At 67.4% G+C, this 19392-nt stretch carries 24 protein-coding genes; 12 read left to right on the forward strand and 12 right to left on the reverse strand.

Translation table 11 applies throughout. The features are described 5' to 3' along the window. Nucleotides 1–39 precede the first annotated feature (39 nt). The 3 genes from ACZ0AE_RS13435 to dxs all read left to right on the forward strand — a co-directional run bounded on the left by ACZ0AE_RS13435 (nt 40) and on the right by dxs (nt 4865). Nucleotides 40–1833: an acyl-CoA dehydrogenase C-terminal domain-containing protein gene (locus ACZ0AE_RS13435; RefSeq protein WP_463601361.1), complete on the forward strand. Its 1794-nt coding sequence runs from the start codon at nt 40–42 to the stop codon at nt 1831–1833. A gap of 350 nt (nt 1834–2183) precedes the next feature. Continuing rightward, complete coding sequence (locus ACZ0AE_RS13440) at nt 2184–2843, forward strand: HNH endonuclease (RefSeq protein ID WP_038687333.1); 660 nt, start codon at nt 2184–2186, stop codon at nt 2841–2843. Nucleotides 2844–2954: 111 nt separating this feature from the next. Continuing rightward, complete coding sequence (gene dxs / locus ACZ0AE_RS13445) at nt 2955–4865, forward strand: 1-deoxy-D-xylulose-5-phosphate synthase (protein WP_038687331.1); 1911 nt, start codon at nt 2955–2957, stop codon at nt 4863–4865. Nucleotides 4866–5093: 228 nt separating this feature from the next. On the opposite strand, the gene ACZ0AE_RS13450 is transcribed toward dxs, so the two are convergent. The 3 genes from ACZ0AE_RS13450 to ACZ0AE_RS13460 all read right to left on the reverse strand — a co-directional run bounded on the left by ACZ0AE_RS13450 (nt 5094) and on the right by ACZ0AE_RS13460 (nt 7278). Further along, a complete protein-coding gene (locus ACZ0AE_RS13450; RefSeq protein WP_038687329.1) occupies nt 5094–5297 on the reverse strand; it encodes a hypothetical protein in 204 nt (67 codons plus the stop codon). A 168-nt stretch (nt 5298–5465) separates the two neighbouring features. Further along, nucleotides 5466–6011 carry a DUF3011 domain-containing protein gene (locus ACZ0AE_RS13455; protein ID WP_463601362.1) on the reverse strand — a complete coding sequence of 182 codons (546 nt, stop codon included), beginning with the start codon at nt 6009–6011 and terminating at the stop codon, nt 5466–5468. A gap of 151 nt (nt 6012–6162) precedes the next feature. Beyond that, nucleotides 6163–7278, reverse strand: a complete 1116-nt coding sequence (locus ACZ0AE_RS13460; protein WP_463601363.1) for an FAD-dependent oxidoreductase — start codon at nt 7276–7278, stop codon at nt 6163–6165. A 55-nt stretch (nt 7279–7333) separates the two neighbouring features. Here ACZ0AE_RS13460 and ACZ0AE_RS13465 point away from each other — a divergent pair, with 55 nt between their 5' ends. Next, complete coding sequence (locus ACZ0AE_RS13465) at nt 7334–7777, forward strand: MarR family winged helix-turn-helix transcriptional regulator (protein ID WP_463601364.1); 444 nt, start codon at nt 7334–7336, stop codon at nt 7775–7777. 23 nt (nt 7778–7800) lie between these two features. Here ACZ0AE_RS13465 and ACZ0AE_RS13470 read toward each other — a convergent pair whose 3' ends face one another. From ACZ0AE_RS13470 to ACZ0AE_RS13485, 4 genes are all read right to left on the reverse strand, one after another. Next, complete coding sequence (locus tag ACZ0AE_RS13470) at nt 7801–8004, reverse strand: hypothetical protein (RefSeq protein WP_038687322.1); 204 nt, start codon at nt 8002–8004, stop codon at nt 7801–7803. Between the two features lie 200 nt (nt 8005–8204). Then, a complete protein-coding gene (locus ACZ0AE_RS13475; protein ID WP_463601365.1) occupies nt 8205–9257 on the reverse strand; it encodes a linear amide C-N hydrolase in 1053 nt (350 codons plus the stop codon). Between the two features lie 113 nt (nt 9258–9370). Beyond that, nucleotides 9371–10726, reverse strand: coding sequence for a sensor histidine kinase (locus tag ACZ0AE_RS13480; RefSeq protein ID WP_463601366.1), 1356 nt, complete (start codon nt 10724–10726; stop codon nt 9371–9373). After that, nucleotides 10723–11397 (reverse strand): response regulator transcription factor, encoded by a 675-nt coding sequence (locus tag ACZ0AE_RS13485; RefSeq protein WP_141059524.1) that lies wholly within the window; start codon nt 11395–11397, stop codon nt 10723–10725. The genes ACZ0AE_RS13480 and ACZ0AE_RS13485 overlap by 4 nt, the downstream gene beginning before the upstream one ends. A gap of 113 nt (nt 11398–11510) precedes the next feature. Here ACZ0AE_RS13485 and ACZ0AE_RS13490 point away from each other — a divergent pair, with 113 nt between their 5' ends. The 4 genes from ACZ0AE_RS13490 to ACZ0AE_RS13505 all read left to right on the forward strand — a co-directional run bounded on the left by ACZ0AE_RS13490 (nt 11511) and on the right by ACZ0AE_RS13505 (nt 13905). After that, a complete protein-coding gene (locus tag ACZ0AE_RS13490) occupies nt 11511–12353 on the forward strand; it encodes a MipA/OmpV family protein (protein WP_102100611.1) in 843 nt (280 codons plus the stop codon). 2 nt (nt 12354–12355) lie between these two features. Beyond that, complete coding sequence (locus ACZ0AE_RS13495) at nt 12356–12589, forward strand: antitoxin Xre/MbcA/ParS toxin-binding domain-containing protein (protein ID WP_038687314.1); 234 nt, start codon at nt 12356–12358, stop codon at nt 12587–12589. Nucleotides 12590–12632: 43 nt separating this feature from the next. Continuing rightward, complete coding sequence (locus tag ACZ0AE_RS13500) at nt 12633–13058, forward strand: hypothetical protein (RefSeq protein WP_137191688.1); 426 nt, start codon at nt 12633–12635, stop codon at nt 13056–13058. 79 nt (nt 13059–13137) lie between these two features. Next, complete coding sequence (locus ACZ0AE_RS13505) at nt 13138–13905, forward strand: transporter (RefSeq protein ID WP_463601367.1); 768 nt, start codon at nt 13138–13140, stop codon at nt 13903–13905. 249 nt (nt 13906–14154) lie between these two features. Here ACZ0AE_RS13505 and ACZ0AE_RS13510 read toward each other — a convergent pair whose 3' ends face one another. Together ACZ0AE_RS13510 and ACZ0AE_RS13515 are read right to left on the reverse strand one after the other, a co-directional pair. After that, nucleotides 14155–14328, reverse strand: a complete 174-nt coding sequence (locus ACZ0AE_RS13510; protein ID WP_038687308.1) for a DUF1328 domain-containing protein — start codon at nt 14326–14328, stop codon at nt 14155–14157. Nucleotides 14329–14440: 112 nt separating this feature from the next. Continuing rightward, nucleotides 14441–14914, reverse strand: a complete 474-nt coding sequence (locus tag ACZ0AE_RS13515) for a GNAT family N-acetyltransferase (RefSeq protein WP_463601368.1) — start codon at nt 14912–14914, stop codon at nt 14441–14443. Between the two features lie 124 nt (nt 14915–15038). Between ACZ0AE_RS13515 and ACZ0AE_RS13520 the strand changes: the two genes are divergently transcribed. Then, on the forward strand, nt 15039–15509 hold the full coding sequence (locus ACZ0AE_RS13520; RefSeq protein ID WP_463601369.1) for a hypothetical protein: 471 nt from the start codon (nt 15039–15041) through the stop codon (nt 15507–15509). A gap of 368 nt (nt 15510–15877) precedes the next feature. On the opposite strand, the gene panB is transcribed toward ACZ0AE_RS13520, so the two are convergent. Together panB and ACZ0AE_RS13530 are read right to left on the reverse strand one after the other, a co-directional pair. Next, nucleotides 15878–16729: a 3-methyl-2-oxobutanoate hydroxymethyltransferase gene (gene panB / locus ACZ0AE_RS13525; RefSeq protein WP_038687304.1), complete on the reverse strand. Its 852-nt coding sequence runs from the start codon at nt 16727–16729 to the stop codon at nt 15878–15880. Between the two features lie 26 nt (nt 16730–16755). Continuing rightward, nucleotides 16756–17373, reverse strand: a complete 618-nt coding sequence (locus ACZ0AE_RS13530; protein WP_463601370.1) for a LysE family translocator — start codon at nt 17371–17373, stop codon at nt 16756–16758. Between the two features lie 116 nt (nt 17374–17489). On the opposite strand from ACZ0AE_RS13530, the gene ACZ0AE_RS13535 reads away from it, so the two are divergent. Then, a complete protein-coding gene (locus ACZ0AE_RS13535) occupies nt 17490–17951 on the forward strand; it encodes an Lrp/AsnC family transcriptional regulator (protein ID WP_463601371.1) in 462 nt (153 codons plus the stop codon). A 27-nt stretch (nt 17952–17978) separates the two neighbouring features. Here the strand turns inward: ACZ0AE_RS13535 and ACZ0AE_RS13540 are convergent, their stop codons facing one another. Further along, on the reverse strand, nt 17979–18290 hold the full coding sequence (locus ACZ0AE_RS13540) for a hypothetical protein (protein WP_038687297.1): 312 nt from the start codon (nt 18288–18290) through the stop codon (nt 17979–17981). Between the two features lie 164 nt (nt 18291–18454). Here ACZ0AE_RS13540 and ACZ0AE_RS13545 point away from each other — a divergent pair, with 164 nt between their 5' ends. Next, on the forward strand, nt 18455–18799 hold the full coding sequence (locus ACZ0AE_RS13545) for a DMT family transporter (protein WP_038687295.1): 345 nt from the start codon (nt 18455–18457) through the stop codon (nt 18797–18799). Then, the gene (locus ACZ0AE_RS13550) at nt 18799–19383 is read left to right on the forward strand and encodes a TetR/AcrR family transcriptional regulator (protein ID WP_463601372.1); all 585 of its coding nucleotides are present in this window, start codon (nt 18799–18801) and stop codon (nt 19381–19383) included. Before ACZ0AE_RS13545 ends, ACZ0AE_RS13550 begins: the two co-directional genes overlap by 1 nt. The last annotated feature ends 9 nt before the right edge of the window (nt 19384–19392 follow it).

Here is a 19392-nt window from a genome sequence, read left to right on the forward strand (position 1 = left end):
CACCGCCCGCCCCCCTTTGCACCTGATCGAGACCTGACGATGAGCAGCTACACCGCACCGCTTTCCGATATCCGTTTCGCCCTGCATGACGTGCTCAAGGTCGAACCCCTGTTCGCCCGCCTCGGCTTCACCGACGCCACCACCGACGTGGTGGACGCCGTGCTCGAGGAAGCCGGCCGCTTCAGCACCACCGTGCTGGCGCCGCTCAACAGCGTGGGTGACGAAATCGGCTGCGTGCTCGACCAGGCCACCGGCGAGGTCACCACCCCGCCCGGCTTCAAGCAGGCCTACGCGCAGTTCGTCGACGGCGGCTGGACCGGCCTCACCGCCGCACCGGAACTGGGTGGCCAGGGCCTGCCGCACACCCTCGGCGTGCCGCTCAACGAAATGATCAACGCCGCCAACCTGGCCTGGGGCAACTTCCCGCTGCTCTCGCACGGGGCCATCGAAGCGCTCAAGCAGCACGGCGAAGCCTGGCAGCAGGAGGCCTTCCTGAAGCCGCTGATCGAAGGCCGCTGGACCGGCACCATGTGCCTGACCGAACCGCATTGCGGCACCGACCTGGGCCTGCTCAAGACCAAGGCCGAACCCAATGCCGATGGCAGCTACGCCATCACCGGCACCAAGATTTTCATCACCGCCGGCGAGCACGACCTCACCGACAACATCGTGCACCTGGTGCTGGCCAAGCTGCCCGACGCCCCGGCCGGTGCCAAGGGCATCTCGCTGTTTGTCACCCCCAAGTTCAAGGTGGACCGTGAGGGCAAGGTCGGCGAGCGCAACGCGCTGCGCTGCGGCTCGATCGAACACAAGATGGGCATCAAGGGCTCGGTCACCTGCGTGATGAACTTCGACGGCGCCGAAGGTTATCTGGTCGGCCAGCCGCACAAGGGCCTGCAGGCAATGTTCACCATGATGAACACCGCGCGCCTGGGCGTTGGCCTGCAGGGCATTGGTCTGTCCGAGCGTGCCTACCAGAACGCACTGAAGTACGCCCGCGAGCGCCTGCAGTCGCGCTCGTTGAGCGGCCCCAAGAATCCCGAGAAGCCGGCTGACCCGATCCTGGTCCACCCGGACGTGCGCCGCATGCTGCTGACCATCAAGTCGCTGGTCGAAGGCAGCCGCCTGCTGGCCCTGCACGCAGCCACCCTGGTCGACGTGGCCCACCATGCCGACGATGCCGGCGAGCGCGAGCGCGCCGACACCCTGGTGAGCTTCCTGACCCCGATTTCGAAGGCCTGCCAGACCGAGTGGGGCATCGAGAACACCTACAACGCCCTGCAGTGCTTCGGTGGCCACGGCTACATCCGCGAGCACGGCATGGAACAGCTGGCCCGCGATGCGCGCATCACCACGCTGTATGAAGGCACCACCGGCATCCAGGCGCTGGACCTGATCGGGCGCAAGACCGCCTCCAGCCAGGGTGCCGGGCTGAAGCTGATGCTGGCCGAGATCGAGGTGTTCGCCAAGGCCAATGAAGGCAACGAAGCGCTCGCCGAGTTCATTGGCCCGCTGCGCGAAAAGGCCGCCGAATGGGGCAAGCTCACGATGGCCACCCTGCAGCGCGCGGCCGGCAACCCCGAGGAACTGGGCGCGGCCAGCTTCGACTACCTGTTCTACTCGGGCTACGTGGTGCTGGCCTACTGGTGGGCGCGTAGCGTCGCCGCCGCCGAAACCTCCGCGCAGAGCGAGGCGTTCAAGCAGGCCAAGCGCGAAACCGCCCGCTTCTACTTCGCCCGCGTGCTGCCGCGCACCCTCAGCCATGCCGCCGCCATCCAGAGCGGCGCGGCGCCGCTGATGACGATGGCGGATGCGCATTTCGGGGAAGGTTGATCGTTGACCGGCCCACCGACCAACGGTCGGTGGCGACCGGGGATGTGGATCAATCGAGTGTGGACGGTGCCCGGGGGATCGGCATGCACTGGCCGCAGATGAAAGGCCTGCCCGGGTAGGTGCCGACCGTTGGTCGGCACATCGGCGGCCACGGCGACGCCACGCCCGGAAGCCAACCGACCAACGGTCGGTTGCTACCCGGAACGAACCTGAGGCCAACCGACCAGCGGTCGGTTGCTACCCGGAACGAACCAGGGCCAACCGACCAGCGGTCGGTTGCTACCCGGAACGAACCTTTGGTTCGTTCCTATACACAAAACGTCAACATTCCGGTATAAGCTGTTTTCCCGATGGAGACAGACACTACACGCCTAGGTCTGATCGATACCGGAGCCTCGTCCGCCCCGGTCGACGAAGTGTCGCCCATCGCCACCCTGCACCGGCCCGGCAGCGTCCGCCTGCTCTCGCTGGATGCGCACGGGCGGGTCCTGGACTGGATCAACTGGCAGGATGCGGCCTGCCTGTATGCGCGTGATGCCGTCGCCTGGACCCTCGGCGACCCCTGCCTGCACATCCATGGCGGCACCAGTCGGTTGACCGGCATCCAGAGCGGCATGGACCTGCACCCGATCATCGCCGCACGCGGCCACGCCCGTTCGCGCGCGCTGGACCCCACCCCGAACCTGTCCAACCAGGCGCTGTTCGCCCGCGACGCGCACCTGTGCCTGTACTGCGGCCAGCAGTTCAACCGTCCCCAACTGACCCGCGACCACGTCATGCCGATCTCCAAGGGCGGCTTGGACGTGTGGGAGAACGTGGTCAGCGCCTGTTTCCACTGCAACTCGCGCAAGAGCGACCGCACCCCGCAGCAGGCCGGCATGCCGCTGCTGGCCGTGCCGTACCGGCCCAGCTGGATCGAACACATGATCCTGTCCAACCGCAACATCCTGGCCGACCAGATGGCCTTCCTGAAGGCGCAGCTGCCCAAACGCTCCAAACTGGCGGCCTGACCTGCGACCAACTGACGCAGGCCCCGTCACCGTTTGGTCACTCCGAAGGCGGTTTGCTTGCCCCACCCCGGTTTGGGGGGAAAATAGGCGCTCAGAAGAAGCGCGATAAACATGATCGATTCCGCCCGCTATCCCCGCCTGTCGCGCATCCAGTCACCGGATGACCTGCGCAGGTTCGATGAATCCGAACTGCCCGCCATCGCCGACGAACTGCGTGCCTACCTGATCGAATCGGTCGGCAAGAGCGGCGGCCACTTCGGCGCCGGGCTGGGCGTGATCGAATTGACCGTGGCCCTGCACTACCTGTACCAGACCCCGGTGGACCAGCTGGTCTGGGACGTGGGGCATCAGACCTACCCGCACAAGATCCTCACCGGTCGCCGCGACGCGATCCACACCGTCAAGCAGAAGGACGGCGTGGCGCCGTTCCCCAAGCGCGAAGAGAGCGAGTTCGACACCTTCGGCGTGGGCCACTCCTCGACCTCGATCTCGGCCGCACTCGGCATGGCCATCGCGCGCCAGCTGGAAGGCGACGATCGCAAGGTGGTCGCGGTGATCGGCGACGGCGCGATGACCGCCGGCATGGCCTACGAGGCGCTCAACCATGCCGGCGGCATGGACAGCGAACCGAACCTGCTGGTGATCCTCAACGACAACAACATGTCGATCTCCGAGGCCGTTGGCGGGCTGACCAAGATGCTCGGCCGTGCCACCGGCAGCCGCACGCTCAACGCGCTGCGCGAAGGCGGCAAGAAGATCCTGGGCGACAAGAAGAACAACCCCACCGCGCGCTTCGTCAAGCGTTGGGAAGAACATTGGAAGGGCATGTTCGTGCCGTCCACGTTCTTCGAGGAAATGGGCTTCCACTACACCGGCCCCATCGATGGCCACGACCTGCCGGCACTGGTAGCCACGTTGAAGACGCTCAAGGGCCTCAAGGGCCTGAAGCTGCTCCACGTGATGACCACCAAGGGCAAGGGCTACGAGCGTGCCGAGGGCGACCAGATCGGCTATCACGCCGTCGGGCCGTTCGATCCGGACAAGGGCCTGGTGTCCAAGGGCGCCGCCAAGAAGCCAACCTACACCGATGTGTTCAGCGACTGGCTGTGCGACGCCGCCGCGGCCGACCCCAAGCTGGTGGGCATCACCCCGGCCATGCGCGAAGGCTCGGGCCTGGTCCGTTTCAGCAAGGAATACCCGGAGCGCTACTTCGACGTGGCCATCGCCGAACAGCACGCGGTGACGCTGGCCGCGGGCATGGCCACGCAGGGCGCCAAGCCGGTGGTGGCGATCTACTCCACCTTCCTGCAGCGCGCGTACGACCAGCTGGTGCACGACGTGGCCGTGCAGGAGCTGGACGTGCTGTTTGCGATCGACCGTGCCGGCGTCGTGGGCCCCGATGGCGCCACCCATGCCGGCAACCTGGACCTGAGCTTCCTGCGCTGCGTGCCGCACATGGTGGTGATGGCGCCTGCCGACGAAGCCGAATGCCGGCAGATGCTGAGCACCGGCCTGGCGTTCGACGGCCCGGCTGCGGTGCGCTACCCGCGCGGCAGTGGCACCGGCGTGGACGCTGGCACCGATCTGTCCACGCTGGAGATCGGCAAGGCCGACCTGCGCGTACAGGGCAGCCGCGTGGCCCTGCTGGCGTTCGGCAGCACCGTGCCGGCCGCCGAAGCGGTGGGCCGTGCGCTGGGCTTGAGCGTGGTCAACATGCGCTTCATCAAGCCCCTCGACCGCGCCCTGCTGCTGGAGCTGGCACGTACCCACGACGGCTTCGTCACCATTGAAGACAACGTGGTGGCCGGTGGCGCCGGCTCGGGCGTGGCCGAACTGTTCAATGCCGAAGACGTGCTCAAGTCGATCCTGCACCTGGGCCTGCCGGACAGCTTCCAGCATCACGCCAGCCGCGAGGACCTGCTGGCCGAAGCCGGCATCGATGCCGCCGGCATCCGGGCGGCGGTGCTCAAGCGCTGGCCGCAGCTGGCCAGCGATGGGCATCCGCTCAGCGCCGCGGGTTGAGGTTGCGGCCTCGTAGAGCCGGGCTCTGCCCGGCTGGGTGGTGACTGACGTCACGGGATGGTTTTACGCGCAAAGCAGCCGACCAACGGTCGGCTCTACCGGTCATGTCACGGGATGGTTTTACGCGCAAGGCAGCCGACCAACGGTCGGCTCTACCGGTCATGTCACGGGATGGTTTTACGCGCAAAGCAGCCGACCAACGGTCGGCTCTACCGTGCCCCGCCGGCGTCAGCCGTAGCGCACGGCCTCCACGTATGCCCCGCTGGCTTCCACCCGTACCGAACTGCGTCGGCCGGTCTCGGCGTGATGCAGGCGCGCCAGCGCATCGGCGAAATCAAACGCCTTGGCGCTGTCGTGGAAACGGAACGATTCCAGCTTGTCCGGGTGCAGCACGCGCCACAGGCGGTGCTCCAGTTGCAGGCGGATCAACATGCGGTGCTCTCTCCATGAGTCGGCATATCGGGCAGGACGCGCCGCACGACCGTGCGGCGGAACCTGGGGTCGGATGAAGCCGGGGCTTCCCGCCCCGGACAGTAACTAATCGGAACTGTGATCTGTATCAGATTTTTCTGATTCACAAGCCCAATGATTGCTGCGACCTCAATTCACCTGGAATTCGCCACGGCAACCGCCGTTGACCCACACCCCGTTGCGGTCCCAGCCCCAGGTGCGGCCTTCCACGCACGCCGTGCGCGAGGTCTGGCGGACCAGCCGCGCATCGCGCCGGATGCTGACGTTGCAGCGCTGCAGCCGGTGGTCGTTGGAGTCGCAGGTGACCACCTGGCCACGCCCGCCCCAGCCGCCGCCGTGGTTACCGCCTTGGCTGCCGCCCCAGCCACCGCCGTGGCCACGCCCGCCCTCGGCGATGAATTCGGCGCGGCAGCCCTGGGTCACCCACACGCCATTGCGGGCCTGGCCCCAGGTCTCGCCTTCCACGCAGGGCGAACCGGAAATCTGGCGGACCAGGCGTGCACGCCCCTGCAATGGGCACTGCTGGGTGCGGCCCTTGATCGATTCGCAGCGCACCGGACCGCTGTTGTAGCCATCGTCGCGATAGCGATCGTAGTTCTGTGCCTGGGCGGTGGCGCCCAGCGCCAGCATCGCGGGCAGCAGCGCCCACAACCACGCCTGCTTTCCGTGCTTCATCCCATTGCTCCTCATGCCTGCCTCGAAACTGTGTGTGGTGGTGGCGCACAGGATGTGGCAAACCCAACACGCGCGACATAGGCCGGAAGTCCCTGATTTCATGCCCTATTTAGGTACCCGACGGCTGGCTGACCAGACCGCGCCAACGCGGTCACATTGCGTCGAACATCTGCAGCACGCGTTCGGCCGAGTCCATCGCCAGCATCTGGTGTGCGTCGGCAGCGGACACCGCCGCGCGCGCGAACATCACCTGCTCATGTGCGTTTACCGCGGCCGGCCAGTCGGCGGCACAGAGCGCGTCGGCCAGATCGGCGGCATCGCGCAGGGCCAGGTTGGCGCCCTCGCCGGCCGGCGGCATCAGGTGCGCCGCGTCGCCGATCAGGGTGACAGCGTCACAGTGCGCCCAGCGATGCTCCACCGGCAATGTATGAATCGGCCACGGCCGCACGGTGTCCTGCGCGTCGGCGATCAACCGGCGCAGATCCGGGTGCCAGCCCTGGAAATGCTGCAGCAGGCTGGCGCGGGTGTGCAGGGGCGCCGCTTCGCCGTCGTCAAGCTGCTGCGGCAGCGACGCGTACACGCGCACGTGGGCATGCGCATTGCGCTGGGCGAACACGGTGCCGCCGCTGCCCTTGGCAATCAGCGTGCCGCGCCCGACCAGTGCTGCCAGCGCCGGGTGCGCGTTGTCCACGTCCGGCAGTGACAGCTCGTACAGGGTGATGCCGGCGTGCTGCGGGCGCACGTCGGTCAACAGCGGGCGCACCTTCGACCACGCGCCATCGGCGCCCACCACCAGGTCGGCGCGCGCCACCGCGCCGTTGGCGAACTGCAGCTCGACACTGCCTGCATTCCGCCTGGCCTGCGTCAGCACATGCCCCCAGCGCACGCAGCCCTCGGCCAGAGGCGCCAGCAACAGCGTGCGCAGCTGGCCGCGATCGATCTCCGGGCGGTCGCCGCCCACGCCGTCGTCGGCCAGCAGCAGCCGGCCCTGTGCATCGAACAGGCGCATGCCCTGGTCCTCGTAGCGTGCCAGCTGCTGGAAGGACGCGAACAACCCGGCGCTCCGCAGCGCGGCCTGCCCGGTCGCCGCGTGCAGGTCGAGCATGCCGCCCTGGGCGCGGGCGTCGGGCGAGGCGTCGGCTTCATACACCTGCACGGCACGGCCGGCCTGTTGCAGCCGGCACGCCAGCAGCAACCCGGCGGGGCCGCCACCGACGATGGCAATACGGGGGAACGGGACATGCGGCGCCTCCAGCGGCTTTAACATAGGACCCTATGATTAGTATCATAGGCGCCTATGTCAATGCCACACAGGTGACCGCATGTCCCGTCCCGCACATGATCCCAGCAACGTCCCATCGTTCCTGATCAAGCAGGTGGCACGCGAACTCAGCCGCCTGGCCGAAACCCAGCTGCGTCCGCTGGGGCTGGGCATGGCCAGCCTGCCGGTGCTCGAGGCCGTGCGCCAGGACAAGGCGACCACCCAGGCCGAACTGGCCCGCCTGCTGCGTGTGGAGCAGCCCTCGATGGCGCAGACGCTGGCGCGGCTGGAGCGCGACCAGTTGATCCGACGGTCGCCGGATCCCCAGCATCCGCGCGCCCAGCGCATCGAACTCACGGCGCTGGCGCTGCAGCGGTTGCCGCAGGCCCGCGAGATCCTCAACGAGGGCAATACACGCATGCTGGCCGACTTCAGCGTGGATGAAACCATGCGACTGACCAGCTTCCTGCAGCGGCTCAGCGCCAACCTCGACCGCACCGGCTGAACGCCTGCGGCACACGCGCGGCTTCAGCCGTAGCGCACCGCGTCGACGAAGGCATCCATTGCCACCACCCGTACCGCGCAGGCCTGCCCGGTCTCGGCGTGGCGTGCGCGCGCCAGGGTGTCGGCGAAGTCGAAGGCCACCGCACCGTCATCGAAGCTGACCGGGTCCGGGCGGGTCGGGTGAATCACGTGCCAGCGGTGGTCCTGGCATTGCACCTTGATCATCATGCTGATCGCTCCTGCGGGGGCATCCATGCGGAGTGGCGATACGGTGCGCCGCATGGGGGCGCTGGCCGCGTGGGGACAGTCAAGCGAGGCATCCCTCCCTCGAGCAGCACGATACGGCCCCAGGCCCGTGCCGGGATATCGGATTAGTCTGATTTTGGGCAGTCACCGACCGTACGCTGCGCACTCCCCTGATGGCAGGATCAGTCGCCGGTGCCCAGGAACGCGAACGGCGCCGACGGCTGGAACTGCCCCAGCGCATCGCCGGCAAATACGTTGCGCTGGTCGCGGCCGAGGTCAAGCTTGAGCACCTGCGCACCCGGGGCGAAATCGACCTTGTTGAGGTCCACCCAGAACGTGTTGGGGGTCAGGGCCGACTCGAAGAAATACAACCGGCGCTTGTGGTCGGCCACGGTGCGCCACCGCGTGGACGAAATATTGGGCTGGTCCGGAGTGGTGATGCCATAGGGCACCGACACGTTGCGGATCACGCTGAACACACTGGCCAGCGCCACCACCGGATCTTCGCTCTTGGGAATGGCGTTGATGTAGAACGACGCCCGCGCGAAACGGTCGGCCGAGCGGTTGGTACCGGGCAGCATCACGGTGCCGCCGATCTGCTGCCAATAGGTGTTGAGCGCCAGCTGCTGGTCGAACACCGGCGAATTGGTCATGACCTGGTAGGCGCGGTCATGGTGGATCACCTGCTTGCCGCCGATGTATTCCACGATCGCACTGTCGCCGCTGGCATCGGACAGCGCCAGGTGCAGCGTGGCCTGCCGCGATTCGCCCGGCAGGTTGTCGGTGACCAGCGCATAGGGCTCGCGCTCCAGCGCGGCCACCGCTTCGGCCACCGTGGCGAAGTTGTCGAGCATGTACTGCGCCCACAGCGAGATCGCCAGGCCGGGCTTGCGCCCGCGCTGTGCCGGGTACTCCGATTCCACCAGCCACAGCAGGTTGGCCGACAGCCCCGCTTCGTTGAGCCCATCGGTGGTGGAAATGTCGAACCCACTGGCTACCACGCTGCCATATTTGGCTTTCCAGTGGATCGAATCGCTGCCGGCCTGGCCGTTGCGCGCGATGCCACGCGGCAACACCCACAGGTTGGTGGCGATGTCGCTCTGCCAATCCATCGAACGGGCGGTGATCACGTCCTGGTTCTTGCCCAGATAGACCACCCGGGTGCAGGCGCTGGCCGGGGCCACCGCACCGCCGACCGCCGTCGCAAGCAACACGGCGCACGCAAACGCCTTCATGGCATCTCTCCCTGCAGAATGTTGGGCAACCACGCCGACTGCACGCCAACGCAGAATGGCCCGATCACACCGGACCCCGGGTGATGGAGGGGTGAATCGTCCGGCCGCGCCCGTCAGCCCGGCACGATGCCCGTCCGATCCACCGCCAGTGCCACCACGAACCGCGCCCCGCCACCGGCGGCACTTTCCGCGGCGATGCTGCCGCCATGGCGCAGCATGATTTCGCGCGCCAGGTACAAGCCAAGCCCGCTGCCACTGCCGCTGGGGCGCAGCCGGTGGAAGGGCTCGAAGATCGCCTGGCGCTCCTGCTCCGGCACGCCGGAGCCTTCATCGCTTACCGCCAGCACGCCATCGGGCTGCAACGCCACGGCAATCAGGCCGTGGTCGCCGCCGTGGGCGATCGCGTTCTGCAACAGGCTGGCCACCACCCGGTGCAGCGCATCCGGATCGCCACGCACCCAGACCGGCGCATCGGGCGCATCCACGGCGAAGGTGTAACCGGCATCAAGCACCAGCGGCGCCACGTCGCCGGCCACCTCGCGGGTCAGCGCGGCCAGGTCCACGCGCTGCGACTGGCTGCGGTGATGGTCCAGCCGCTGCAGGTCGAGCAGCTGCTCGGCGATATTGCTCAGCCGGCCCAGGTCACGCTGCAGGCGCGAACGCGCCGGGCCGGACGGCAGGTCGGCGATGCGCGTGGCCAGAATCGCGATCGGCATGCGCAGTTCGTGTGCCGCGCCCACGAGGAAGCGGTCCTGCGCATCGTAGCTTTCGCCGATGCGGCGCACCGCCGCATTGAACGCATCCACCAGCGGGAAGATCTCGGCGGGCACCGCGTGCGTGTCCAGGCCACCGCCGCGTTCGTTGATCTGGATCGCGGCGGCCTGCGCGGCCACCCGGTTCACCCCGCGCAGCGAGCGGTGGATTGCCCACGGTGCCACCACCAGGGTGATCACGATCAACGGCACGGTGATCCAGCCACCGAGGTAGCCGATCACCACCAGCATCTGCCGCCACAGCCCGCGGTGCGGCATGCCGCCGATCATCACGTGCACGCGTCCCTCCGGCGTGTCGTTCACCCAGATGCGCATGGCCAGTTCGGCCGCACGCGTGCGTGTGCGTACGTCGGTCGGCTCCAGGTAGCGCAGCTGGGCCACCAGCGGGCGGTACATCTCTGGCACCGTGCCGTGGGTGACCTGGCGGCCGTCTTCATCGGTGGCCGCGAACCAGAACGTGGACGGGCGATCCTGCGCGGCCTGGTCCAGCGCGCGCCAGTCCACGTGCAGTGCATCGTCCCGCACATGGATCGACTTGGCGATCGACTCGCTCGTCTTCCAGTCGATGTAACCGGCGCCGCTGTCGCCATACATCAGCACCATGCCAATCAGGCCCATCGCCACCATGGTCACCTGGATCAGGATGATCTTCCAGGCCAGGCTGAAAGACAGCGAGCCGGGTTTGAGGAATTTCATGCGACGTCCTTCAACAGATAGCCGATGCCGCGCATCACGTGGATCTCCACCCGCGCATCGGCCTCGGCCAATGCCTTGCGCAGCTTGGACACGTGCGCGTCCAGGGCGTTGGACTGGATCGCATCGTCGAAGCCGTATACCGCCTCCAGCAACGCCGCGCGCGCCACGGTACGGCCCTGGCGCACCGCCAAGGCTTCCAGCACCAGCAACTGCCGGCGCGGCAGCGCCAGCAGTACACCGTCGACGCTGGCTTCGCGCGCGACGAAATCAAACTGCAGCCGCCCCAGCAGCAGCACCGGCAAGGCGATCTGCGAGGGCCGCCGCGAGATCGCGCGGATGCGTGCCAGCAGTTCTTCCACCGCGAACGGCTTGGTCAGGTAATCGTCGGCGCCGACGTCCAGGCCGAGCACCCGGTCGGCCACCGAATCGCGCGCGGTGAGCATGATCACCGGCAGGTTGGGCACCAGGCTGCGCGCCACCCGCACGAAATTAGCCCCGTCGCCGTCGGGCAACTGCCGATCCAGCAGCAGGATCTGGTGCACGCCGGCTTTGAGCGCCTCGCCGGCCTGGGCCATGCTGACCACCACGTCCACCACCATGCCATGCCGGCCCAGGCTGGCCTGGATGGCATTGGCCAGTTCCGGATCATCTTCGAGCAGCAGGATGCGCATGGGTGGGGACACAGGGGACGACGGCTGCCGATGGTACCGCGCGGCCCGGCGCAACGTTCCGACAATGTAGGCACGGCACCATGGCCGCTTGGCATTCCCAGTGTGGCAGGTACATGCGCGAGCGTTGCAAGGCAGATTCCCCCCCGGCAGGCACCTGCGGCCTGGTTGGCAATGAACGTACCCGGCAGTCGCTGTGCCCGGGCATCGCCGCCGTCGTGCTGGCGACCGCGGCATGGCTGGTGGCCGGCAGCGCATTCGCGCAGGCACCGGGCGCCAAGCCGCGCAGCAGTCTCGGCGTGGCGGTGGTGGCCCTGAAGTCGCCCTATACCGGCTACAAGACCGACACCGTGGGCGCGCCGATCATCAGCTACGAAGGCAGGAAGTTCCACTTCCGAGGCGGCAGCTTCGGCTACAAGCTGCTGGACAGCGACAGCACCGAAGTGTCTCTGATGGCCTCGCCGTACATGATGCGTTTCAAGCGCAAGGACAGCCACGACCCGCAGCTGCGCCAGCTGTCCAACCGCGGCTTCTCGGCGATGGCCGGGGTGGCGGTGCGGCATACCGCGCCGTGGGGCCTGCTGCAGGGCAACGTGCAGGCCGAAGTGAGCGGCCACGGTGGCGGCGTCGCCGCCGATGCCAAGTACGCCTACCCGCTGCCCATGGGCCGGGTGACGCTGGTGCCCGGCGTGGGCCTGAACTACGCCGGCAAGGGGCTCAACGATTACTACTTCGGGGTCAGCGAGGACGAAGCGCGCCGCAGTGGCCTGGCGCGCTACCGCGCCGGCAGCGGGGTGTCGCCCTACGCCGACCTGACCGCGGTGATGCCGCTTGGCCCGCACTGGACCGCCACCGCATCGCTGCGCCGTACGCGGCTGTCCGATGCGGTCAAGGACAGCCCGATGACCACCGGCGACCACATGGACTCGGCCGCACTTTCGCTCAGCTACGGATTCTGATCATGCGCCAGGGAATCGTCCGTCGTGTTGCCGATGTGGCCCTGCGTATCGAACCGGACCGCGGCGCGGTGCTGGAGTGGATCCTGCATACGCCGCTGCCCTCGCTCGGCGGGCAGACCCCCTTCGAACTGGCCTGCGATGGCCAGGGCGAACGGGTGATCGCGCTGTTGAACGCCCTGCTGCTGCAACCCGGCGCGGCCGCACCGCGCCTGCCGCAGGCACGGGCACCGCACTGAGCCGGGCCCTCCCCGCCTTTCCGACCCCGCTCCCGGAGCCCGCATGAGCCGTCCCTTTCCGATGATGAGCGCCCACGACGGCGGGCAAGACCCGCTGCTGGCCCAGGCGCTGGTCGATTTCGACCGTGCCGTGCAGGGCCTGATCGCCGACGACCCGGTCGCACATGGGCGCTTCTCGCGCGCGTATGTCACCGCGATCTTCCGTGCCTGCCTGGCCCCCAGCGACCCAGGTCCCGGCGCACCGCGCGGCCGCCCCGACCCGGAAATCGCGCAGGCGCTCAAGCGCTGGATACAGGACCAGCTGCAACAACATCCCGGCGAAGGCAGCGACCACCGGCTGACCGCCGCACGGCGTGCAGCGCACGGTTTCTGGCTGCAGTCGCTGGCCAACCCGATCGATGCAGACGGCCGCCCCCGCGCCGACCGCCTGCTGGAAGGTCTACTGGCACTGACCCGCACCGACGGCTGATCGCTACTCAGGGGCTGCCTCCTCACAGGCGCTTGCGGCACACTTTGCCGATGCTGCGCCGCAGCCCGGAGATTGCACGATGCGCCTGCCTGTTGCCCTTGTCCTGTTGTTGATCGCCTCCCCTGCCCTGGCCCAGGACGACGACGAAACGCCGGCGTTCGATCGCCCCGGTATCGGCTTCTCGCCGAGCACCCTGCCGCGCGGCAGCGTCGCACTGGAATGGGGCCTGCCCAGCCTGGAACGCGATCGCGATGACGACGGTACCCGGTCCACCCAGTACAGCAGCGACCTCAACCTGCGCATCGGCCTGGCCGAGCATGTGGAACTGCAGGCCTTCAGCACGCCGTTCAACCACCTGCAGCTGAAGCCGCGCGATGGGTCCGCGAGCAGCAGCAACGGCGGCGGCGACAGCGGCCTTGCCATCAAGATCGCCCTGCCCACCGGCTCGGACAAGCATGCCTGGGCGCTGCTGGCCAGCACCACCTTCGCCACCGGTGCGCGCGATTTCAGCGAAGGCGGCACCCAGTACGCGCTGGGTGCCAGCTACGAATACAGCTTCGACGATCGCTGGAGCGGCGCGCTGTATGCCAACGCCACCCGCGGCGCTGGCGCGGATGCATTCACCTGGTCACCGAGCGTCAGCGTGGCGCTGACCGACACCGTGAGCAGCTACCTGGAAGCCGGCTTCACCCACACCCAGGGCGAAGCGTCCACCGCCATCGCCGGGGCCGGCGTCACCTGGATGGTAGCCCGCACCGTACAGCTGGATGCCTCGTTCGACGTCGGCCTGGACAACAACAGCCCGGACCTGCAGGCCGGCCTGGGCGTGTCGTTCTTCTTCCGGTAACACGTAGAGCCCGCGCCAATGCCACCTGCTCGCTCACTCCACAGTGGGGGGTAGAGCCACCCCACGGGTGGCTGCGCGCGATCCGTGCCTACGCACACAGACACGCACCGCGTTTGGCCACCCATGCAACCGAACGCACCCTCGTGAAGCCCGGACGTTCCATCGAATGCCGGCGGTGCACCGCCCAAACAAAAACGCCTGCGCATCACTGCGCAGGCGTTGGTATTTGAAGCCGATGCTGTCCTGCGGTCAGGTGACCTTCTTGGCGATCGTCATGCCCAGCACGAACAACACCACGGCGATGATGATGCCGGCCCAGAACAGGAATTTCGCCACGCCGATCGCGGCGCCGCCGATGCCGGCGAAGCCAAGTGCACCGGCAATGAGGCCGATGACGGCGAAGATGATGGCCCACTTGATCATGATGATCCTTACCCGCAAACCGGGATGACTGACAGGCCTCCAACCTAGCGATGCCGCTGTCCGCCCTTCGTGAACGACACGCGCGAACGGCGTGAAGTCTGCGCCGTGCCGATCAGTGCGCCGCGAGCGTGGCGTCCACTGCGTGGGGCACGCTGCGCGTCATCGGCTGATAGATCAGCCCGGCCGACTCACCCACCTCGCCACTGCACGCAAAACCATGGCGCTGGTAGAACGCCACCGACGACAGCGACGCATTCACCGTGACCACCTCGCTGCACGCCTGTGCAATCACTGCGGCCAGCAATGCCTCACCCACGCCTTGCCGCTGGCATGCCGGATCAACGAACAGCAATGCCACATGGCGGCGCTCTTTCAGTTCGGCCACGCCCTTGATCACGCCGCCAGCGTCGTAGACCACCTGCAGGCTGTCCGGCCCCGAGCGCTGCGCGAAACCGTCTGCTGCCGCGATCGTCCCGAACGTTTCCACGCCGGTCGATGACAGCGAAGGCGCCACTGCCGTGAGAAACGCGCGCATGCACACTGCGCTGGCCTCGTCCCGATCGGTCTCCAGCAGTGTCCTGATCATCCTGTCTCCTTCGTGTTTTGTGCGAACGCTTCACTCTACGTGACGCTTGCAGGCAAGTCGCAGCCGATAGCGACAAACCCGGCGGAATCTGCTGAGATTGCCCACCTCGTCGTGCAGTACCGTCATGTCGCTCTCCCCTGCCGCAGCCGCATCCGATCCCCCACGTACCCTGCTGCATGCATGCCTCGATCTCGGGGTGCTGCTGGCCGCCTCCATCACCTTTGCGTGCGTGCTCACCGCCCAGCTCCAGACGGAGCACTTGGGATGGGCCTGGCCGTCGATTCCTTACGACTACACGCGGGGCGACGTGTGGATCCACGCGCTGCTGGCCAGTCTGGTGGTGATCCCGGTGCTGGTACTCTGCAGGCACGCAGGCGCGCGACCGCCGTCGCGCTGGCAGGACCTGGCCTTCGCCGTGGCCACGCTCGTGGTCATCCGGCTGGGGCCGCCCGATGCACAGGTGTTCGGCACCACCTGGACCGCATGGGAGATCACGGCCGGGTTGTTCCTGCTGCAATGGCCGATCGTGCTGCCGCTGACCGTGGCATCGGTGACGCTCCGCCGTCTGCTGGGCAGGTGGGTGGACCGGCACTGAGCGTTTTTGGACCCGCCGCGGGGCGTTTGGCAGCCTGGCGGCGCCGCGATCACGGCACTTTCCAGAGCTGCGAATTCATGACAAATATCCGAATAATCAACAGGTTGGAAGTCTATTGAGGATGCGCCGTCAGCTTCCCTCATCTAGCTAAGCGGATTTAATTTGTGATGATTGCCACAAATTCACACCTCCGTCACAATCAGGGCGTCCAACCAGCCTCGTCACGCCCATGCGCGCGCTAATCACCAAGCAACATCCGGCCCTGCTGAAGTTCTACTTCGTGGCCTGTTATGTGGTTCTGATCGAAGAAGTGCTGCGCGCCATCGGCTAGGACGGCCACCCGACGCGCACCACCCTGCCCTGGCCGGTTACGACTGGAACGCGTGTTCCGGCCCCGGGAAGACCCCTGCTTCCACATCCGCGGCGAACTCGCTGGCCGCCTTGTGCAGCAGGCCATGCATGTCGGCGTACTGCTTGACGAAGCGCGGCAGCTGCCCGGTGCGCAGCCCGGCCATGTCCTGCCAGACCAGCACCTGCGCATCGCAGTCGCTGCCCGCGCCGATACCCACCGTCGGCACCGAAACCGCCGCGGTGATCTGCGCGGCCACATCGGCCGGCACCATCTCGATCAACACCGCGAATGCACCGGCCGCTTCCAGCGCGCGCGCCGCTTCCACCAGCACCGGGCCATTGTCGCCACGGCCCTGGACGCGGAACCCGCCCAGCTGATGCTCCGACTGCGGCGTGAAGCCAATATGCGCCATCACCGGAATGCCCGAGCTGACCAGCTTGCGCACCTGCGGCACCATCTCGATGCCGCCTTCCAGCTTGACCGCGTGCGCGCCGCCTTCCTTCATGAAGCGCACCGCCGTGTGGAAGCACTGTTCCGGTGACGCCTGGTACGAGCCGAACGGCAGGTCGGCGATCACCAGGGGGCGCCGCGTGCAGCGGCTCACCGCGCGCACCAGCGGCATCAGTTCGTCCACGGTGATCGGCAACAGGCTGTCATTGCCGAGCACGTTGTTGGACGCCGAATCGCCGATCAGCAGCACCGGGATGCCGGCGTCTTCGAAGATCGCCGCGGTGTACATGTCGTAGGCGGTGAGCATGGCCCACTTCTCGCCGCGTGCCTTCATCTCCTGCAGGTGCGGAATGCGCACGCGCTTTGCCTGGGTCAGCGGGCTGGGCGAGTTCGCGTACGGATGAAGCTGTTCGGTCATGGCATGTCCTTGTTTCATGAGGGGGATCAGATCGTAGTGGTTCGGCACAACAACAGCACGGCGATGATCACCATCGCCGCACCGGAAATGCGGCCGACCACGCGCGCCGCACGCGGTCGGGTGCGCAGCAGCGCGCCGGCACCGAAGCCGATGGCCAGGTACACCACCGCGCAACTTGCGATATGCACCAGGCCCAGTGCCAGGATCTGCGCCGGCATCGCCCACCCGGCACCGACCGAAATGAACTGCGGCAGCAGGGCCAGGAACAACAGCATCACCTTGGGATTCAGGCCGCTTATGCAGGCGCCGCGCACGGCCCAGTGCCGCCAGCCCGATGCCGCATGCGCGTCGCCCGTTGTTGGCGCAGGTGGGTTGCGCAGCAGTGCCACGCCGAGCCACAGCAGGTACAGCGCGCCGGCCACGGTGAGCGCCTGCAGCGCCACCGGGAAGCGGGCCAGCAGCGCGCCCACGCCGGCTGCTACCAGGGCGATCATCAGCAGGTGACCGGACAGCAGCCCGGCCACCGCCGGCACCACCACCCGCCCGCGCAGCCCCGCTGCGATCACGTGCGCCCAGTCCGCGCCCGGGGTGAGCACCAGCAGGATCGACACCGCCCAGAAGGCGGCCACGGTAGTGGGTTGCATGGGGTCCACGCGGTCTTGCCGCTATCTGCTGGCCAGACAGAAGAATATTCCCGCATCACTGGAATGTGCTTCCAATTACTTGCCACGCAACACGCTGCAGGAGGAAACTCTTGCGCATGGACGACACCGACCGCCGTATTCTTGCCGAGCTGCAGAAAGATGGGCGGCTTACCGTCACCGAGCTGGCCGAACGGATCGGCCTGAGCATCTCGCCGTGCCACCGCCGCGTGCGGGCGCTGGAGCAGTCCGGGGCGATCCGGGGCTACCGTGCCGAGCTCGATCCGGCCGCGCTGGGGCTGAAGTTCTCGACCCTGGTGTTCATCACCCTGCGCGACGGCGACCGCCGCGCGGTGGAAGCGTTTGAGGAGGCCGTGGCCGAGGTGCCGCAGGTACTGCAGGCGCAGCGCCTGTTCGGCGACCCGGACTACCTGCTGCACGTGGTCACCCGCGACCTGCCCGCCTTCCGCCTGCTCTATGACGAGCACCTGTCCGCGCTGCCCGGCGTGCAGCGGCTGACCTCGACATTGGTGATGAAAGAGGTGGTGGTGGACCGACCGCTGCCGCTGCTGGCGCGCTGATGCTGTTACCGGCCCGTACCGCCGGTGTCACGGCGGGCTGGACAGTTCCTGGGCGATGTCCTTGATCAGCCCGGCAATCTCATTGGCCAGGCGTCGGCTGTCGGCAACGGAACCGAAGAAGCGGATGCTGCGGCCGTCCATCTGGACGCGCGCCAGCCCCAGCTCCCCCTTCAAGGCATCGACGCGGCGATGGAAGACCTGCAGCCAGCGGGCCGAGGGTTCCACATCGAGCAAGGCAACGATCGCCTCGTCTTCGGCGGGGTCAACCGTGGCCTGAAGACCGGGTACGTCAAAACCGAGCAGCCGGGGGGCGCTCGCGTTATCGGGGGTGGGGTTCATGCGCCATGGTAGCGGCAAACACGCCCTGTACCGCGCGGCGAAGGCGGTGCCCGGATGGGTGCCTGGGTCGGACCGACAACGCCATGGAGGCAGTTCAGTCAGATACCATTCACCGCACCAACAAGTAACATACCGCCCGGTCGGTATCTAACTGGAAGAAACCCATGTCACCCTTGGTCACCGCGTATCTGTTCCTGTCGGGCGCGATCGTCGCCGAAGTCACCGGCACAATGCTGCTGCAGAAGACCGCACAGTTCACCAAACTTGGCCCCACCCTGAGCATGGCGCTGTGCTACGTGGTGTCCTTCTACCTGCTCAGCCATGCGCTGAAGGCGCTGCCGCTGGGCATCGCCTATGCGATCTGGGGCGGCGTGGGCATCGTGCTCACCCTGATCATCAGCGTCACGGTGTTCAAGCAGAGCTTGGATTGGCAGGCCATCACCGGGGTGGCGATGATCGTCGGCGGGGTGGTCATGATCAACGCGTTCTCCAAGGCGGCGGCACACTGATGGACACACCCCGACGACGTCGGCAGCCGGCCCTGGTGCGCGCGGCCCTGCTCGATGCAGCGGTGCAGGAAGCGATGCTGCACGGCCTGGGCAATGTCACGGTGCTCTCGGTTGCCGAACGCGCCGGGGTCAGCAAGGGCGCGCTGTTCCACCACTTCGCCAACCGCCAGGAGTTGCTGGAAGCGGCGTATGGCGAGTGCCTGGCGCGCTTCGGGGATGCGCTGGATGTGCTTGTCGCCGCCGACCCGGTGCCGCACGGCCGCTTCACCCGCGCCTACGTCCGGGCCACCTTCGAGGCCATGCACGCCGAAGACGCCAACTGGGCACGTTTCTCGTTGAGTGCGCTGGTGGAACCGACGTTTGCCGCGCTGTGGCGCCACTGGCTGGATGAGCGCCTGGCCCAGGTGCCGGCCGAACATAGTGCCCCCCGGTTGCGGGTGGCGCGGCTGGCCGCCGACGGGTACTGGCTGCAGGCGCTGGGCGGTGGTTTGGTTGCGAGCGGCATGTGGGAGATCGATGCCCTACGCGAGTGCGTGGTCGGGTTTACCTACGACGACCCGATGCCGGGTGCCGCCAACCACTGATCGCGCGCT

Source organism: Stenotrophomonas sp. AC248 (genome assembly GCF_979258185.1).

Coding starts and splice junctions, on each gene's coding strand:
- ACZ0AE_RS13500 (WP_137191688.1), top strand. CDS start 12,633: ATGAGCCGTCCCTTTCCGATGATGAGCGCCCACGACGGCGGGCAAGAC.
- ACZ0AE_RS13535 (WP_463601371.1), top strand. CDS start 17,490: ATGGACGACACCGACCGCCGTATTCTTGCCGAGCTGCAGAAAGATGGG.
- ACZ0AE_RS13480 (WP_463601366.1), bottom strand. CDS start 10,726: ATGAAATTCCTCAAACCCGGCTCGCTGTCTTTCAGCCTGGCCTGGAAG.
- ACZ0AE_RS13450 (WP_038687329.1), bottom strand. CDS start 5,297: ATGTTGATCCGCCTGCAACTGGAGCACCGCCTGTGGCGCGTGCTGCAC.
- dxs (WP_038687331.1), top strand. CDS start 2,955: ATGATCGATTCCGCCCGCTATCCCCGCCTGTCGCGCATCCAGTCACCG.
- ACZ0AE_RS13475 (WP_463601365.1), bottom strand. CDS start 9,257: ATGAAGGCGTTTGCGTGCGCCGTGTTGCTTGCGACGGCGGTCGGCGGT.
- ACZ0AE_RS13465 (WP_463601364.1), top strand. CDS start 7,334: ATGTCCCGTCCCGCACATGATCCCAGCAACGTCCCATCGTTCCTGATC.
- ACZ0AE_RS13540 (WP_038687297.1), bottom strand. CDS start 18,290: ATGAACCCCACCCCCGATAACGCGAGCGCCCCCCGGCTGCTCGGTTTT.
- ACZ0AE_RS13520 (WP_463601369.1), top strand. CDS start 15,039: ATGTCGCTCTCCCCTGCCGCAGCCGCATCCGATCCCCCACGTACCCTG.
- ACZ0AE_RS13505 (WP_463601367.1), top strand. CDS start 13,138: ATGCGCCTGCCTGTTGCCCTTGTCCTGTTGTTGATCGCCTCCCCTGCC.
- ACZ0AE_RS13495 (WP_038687314.1), top strand. CDS start 12,356: ATGCGCCAGGGAATCGTCCGTCGTGTTGCCGATGTGGCCCTGCGTATC.
- ACZ0AE_RS13455 (WP_463601362.1), bottom strand. CDS start 6,011: ATGAAGCACGGAAAGCAGGCGTGGTTGTGGGCGCTGCTGCCCGCGATG.
- ACZ0AE_RS13485 (WP_141059524.1), bottom strand. CDS start 11,397: ATGCGCATCCTGCTGCTCGAAGATGATCCGGAACTGGCCAATGCCATC.
- ACZ0AE_RS13545 (WP_038687295.1), top strand. CDS start 18,455: ATGTCACCCTTGGTCACCGCGTATCTGTTCCTGTCGGGCGCGATCGTC.
- ACZ0AE_RS13550 (WP_463601372.1), top strand. CDS start 18,799: ATGGACACACCCCGACGACGTCGGCAGCCGGCCCTGGTGCGCGCGGCC.
- ACZ0AE_RS13515 (WP_463601368.1), bottom strand. CDS start 14,914: ATGATCAGGACACTGCTGGAGACCGATCGGGACGAGGCCAGCGCAGTG.
- ACZ0AE_RS13435 (WP_463601361.1), top strand. CDS start 40: ATGAGCAGCTACACCGCACCGCTTTCCGATATCCGTTTCGCCCTGCAT.
- ACZ0AE_RS13460 (WP_463601363.1), bottom strand. CDS start 7,278: ATGTTAAAGCCGCTGGAGGCGCCGCATGTCCCGTTCCCCCGTATTGCC.
- ACZ0AE_RS13510 (WP_038687308.1), bottom strand. CDS start 14,328: ATGATCAAGTGGGCCATCATCTTCGCCGTCATCGGCCTCATTGCCGGT.
- ACZ0AE_RS13530 (WP_463601370.1), bottom strand. CDS start 17,373: ATGCAACCCACTACCGTGGCCGCCTTCTGGGCGGTGTCGATCCTGCTG.
- ACZ0AE_RS13470 (WP_038687322.1), bottom strand. CDS start 8,004: ATGATGATCAAGGTGCAATGCCAGGACCACCGCTGGCACGTGATTCAC.
- panB (WP_038687304.1), bottom strand. CDS start 16,729: ATGACCGAACAGCTTCATCCGTACGCGAACTCGCCCAGCCCGCTGACC.
- ACZ0AE_RS13490 (WP_102100611.1), top strand. CDS start 11,511: ATGCGCGAGCGTTGCAAGGCAGATTCCCCCCCGGCAGGCACCTGCGGC.
- ACZ0AE_RS13440 (WP_038687333.1), top strand. CDS start 2,184: ATGGAGACAGACACTACACGCCTAGGTCTGATCGATACCGGAGCCTCG.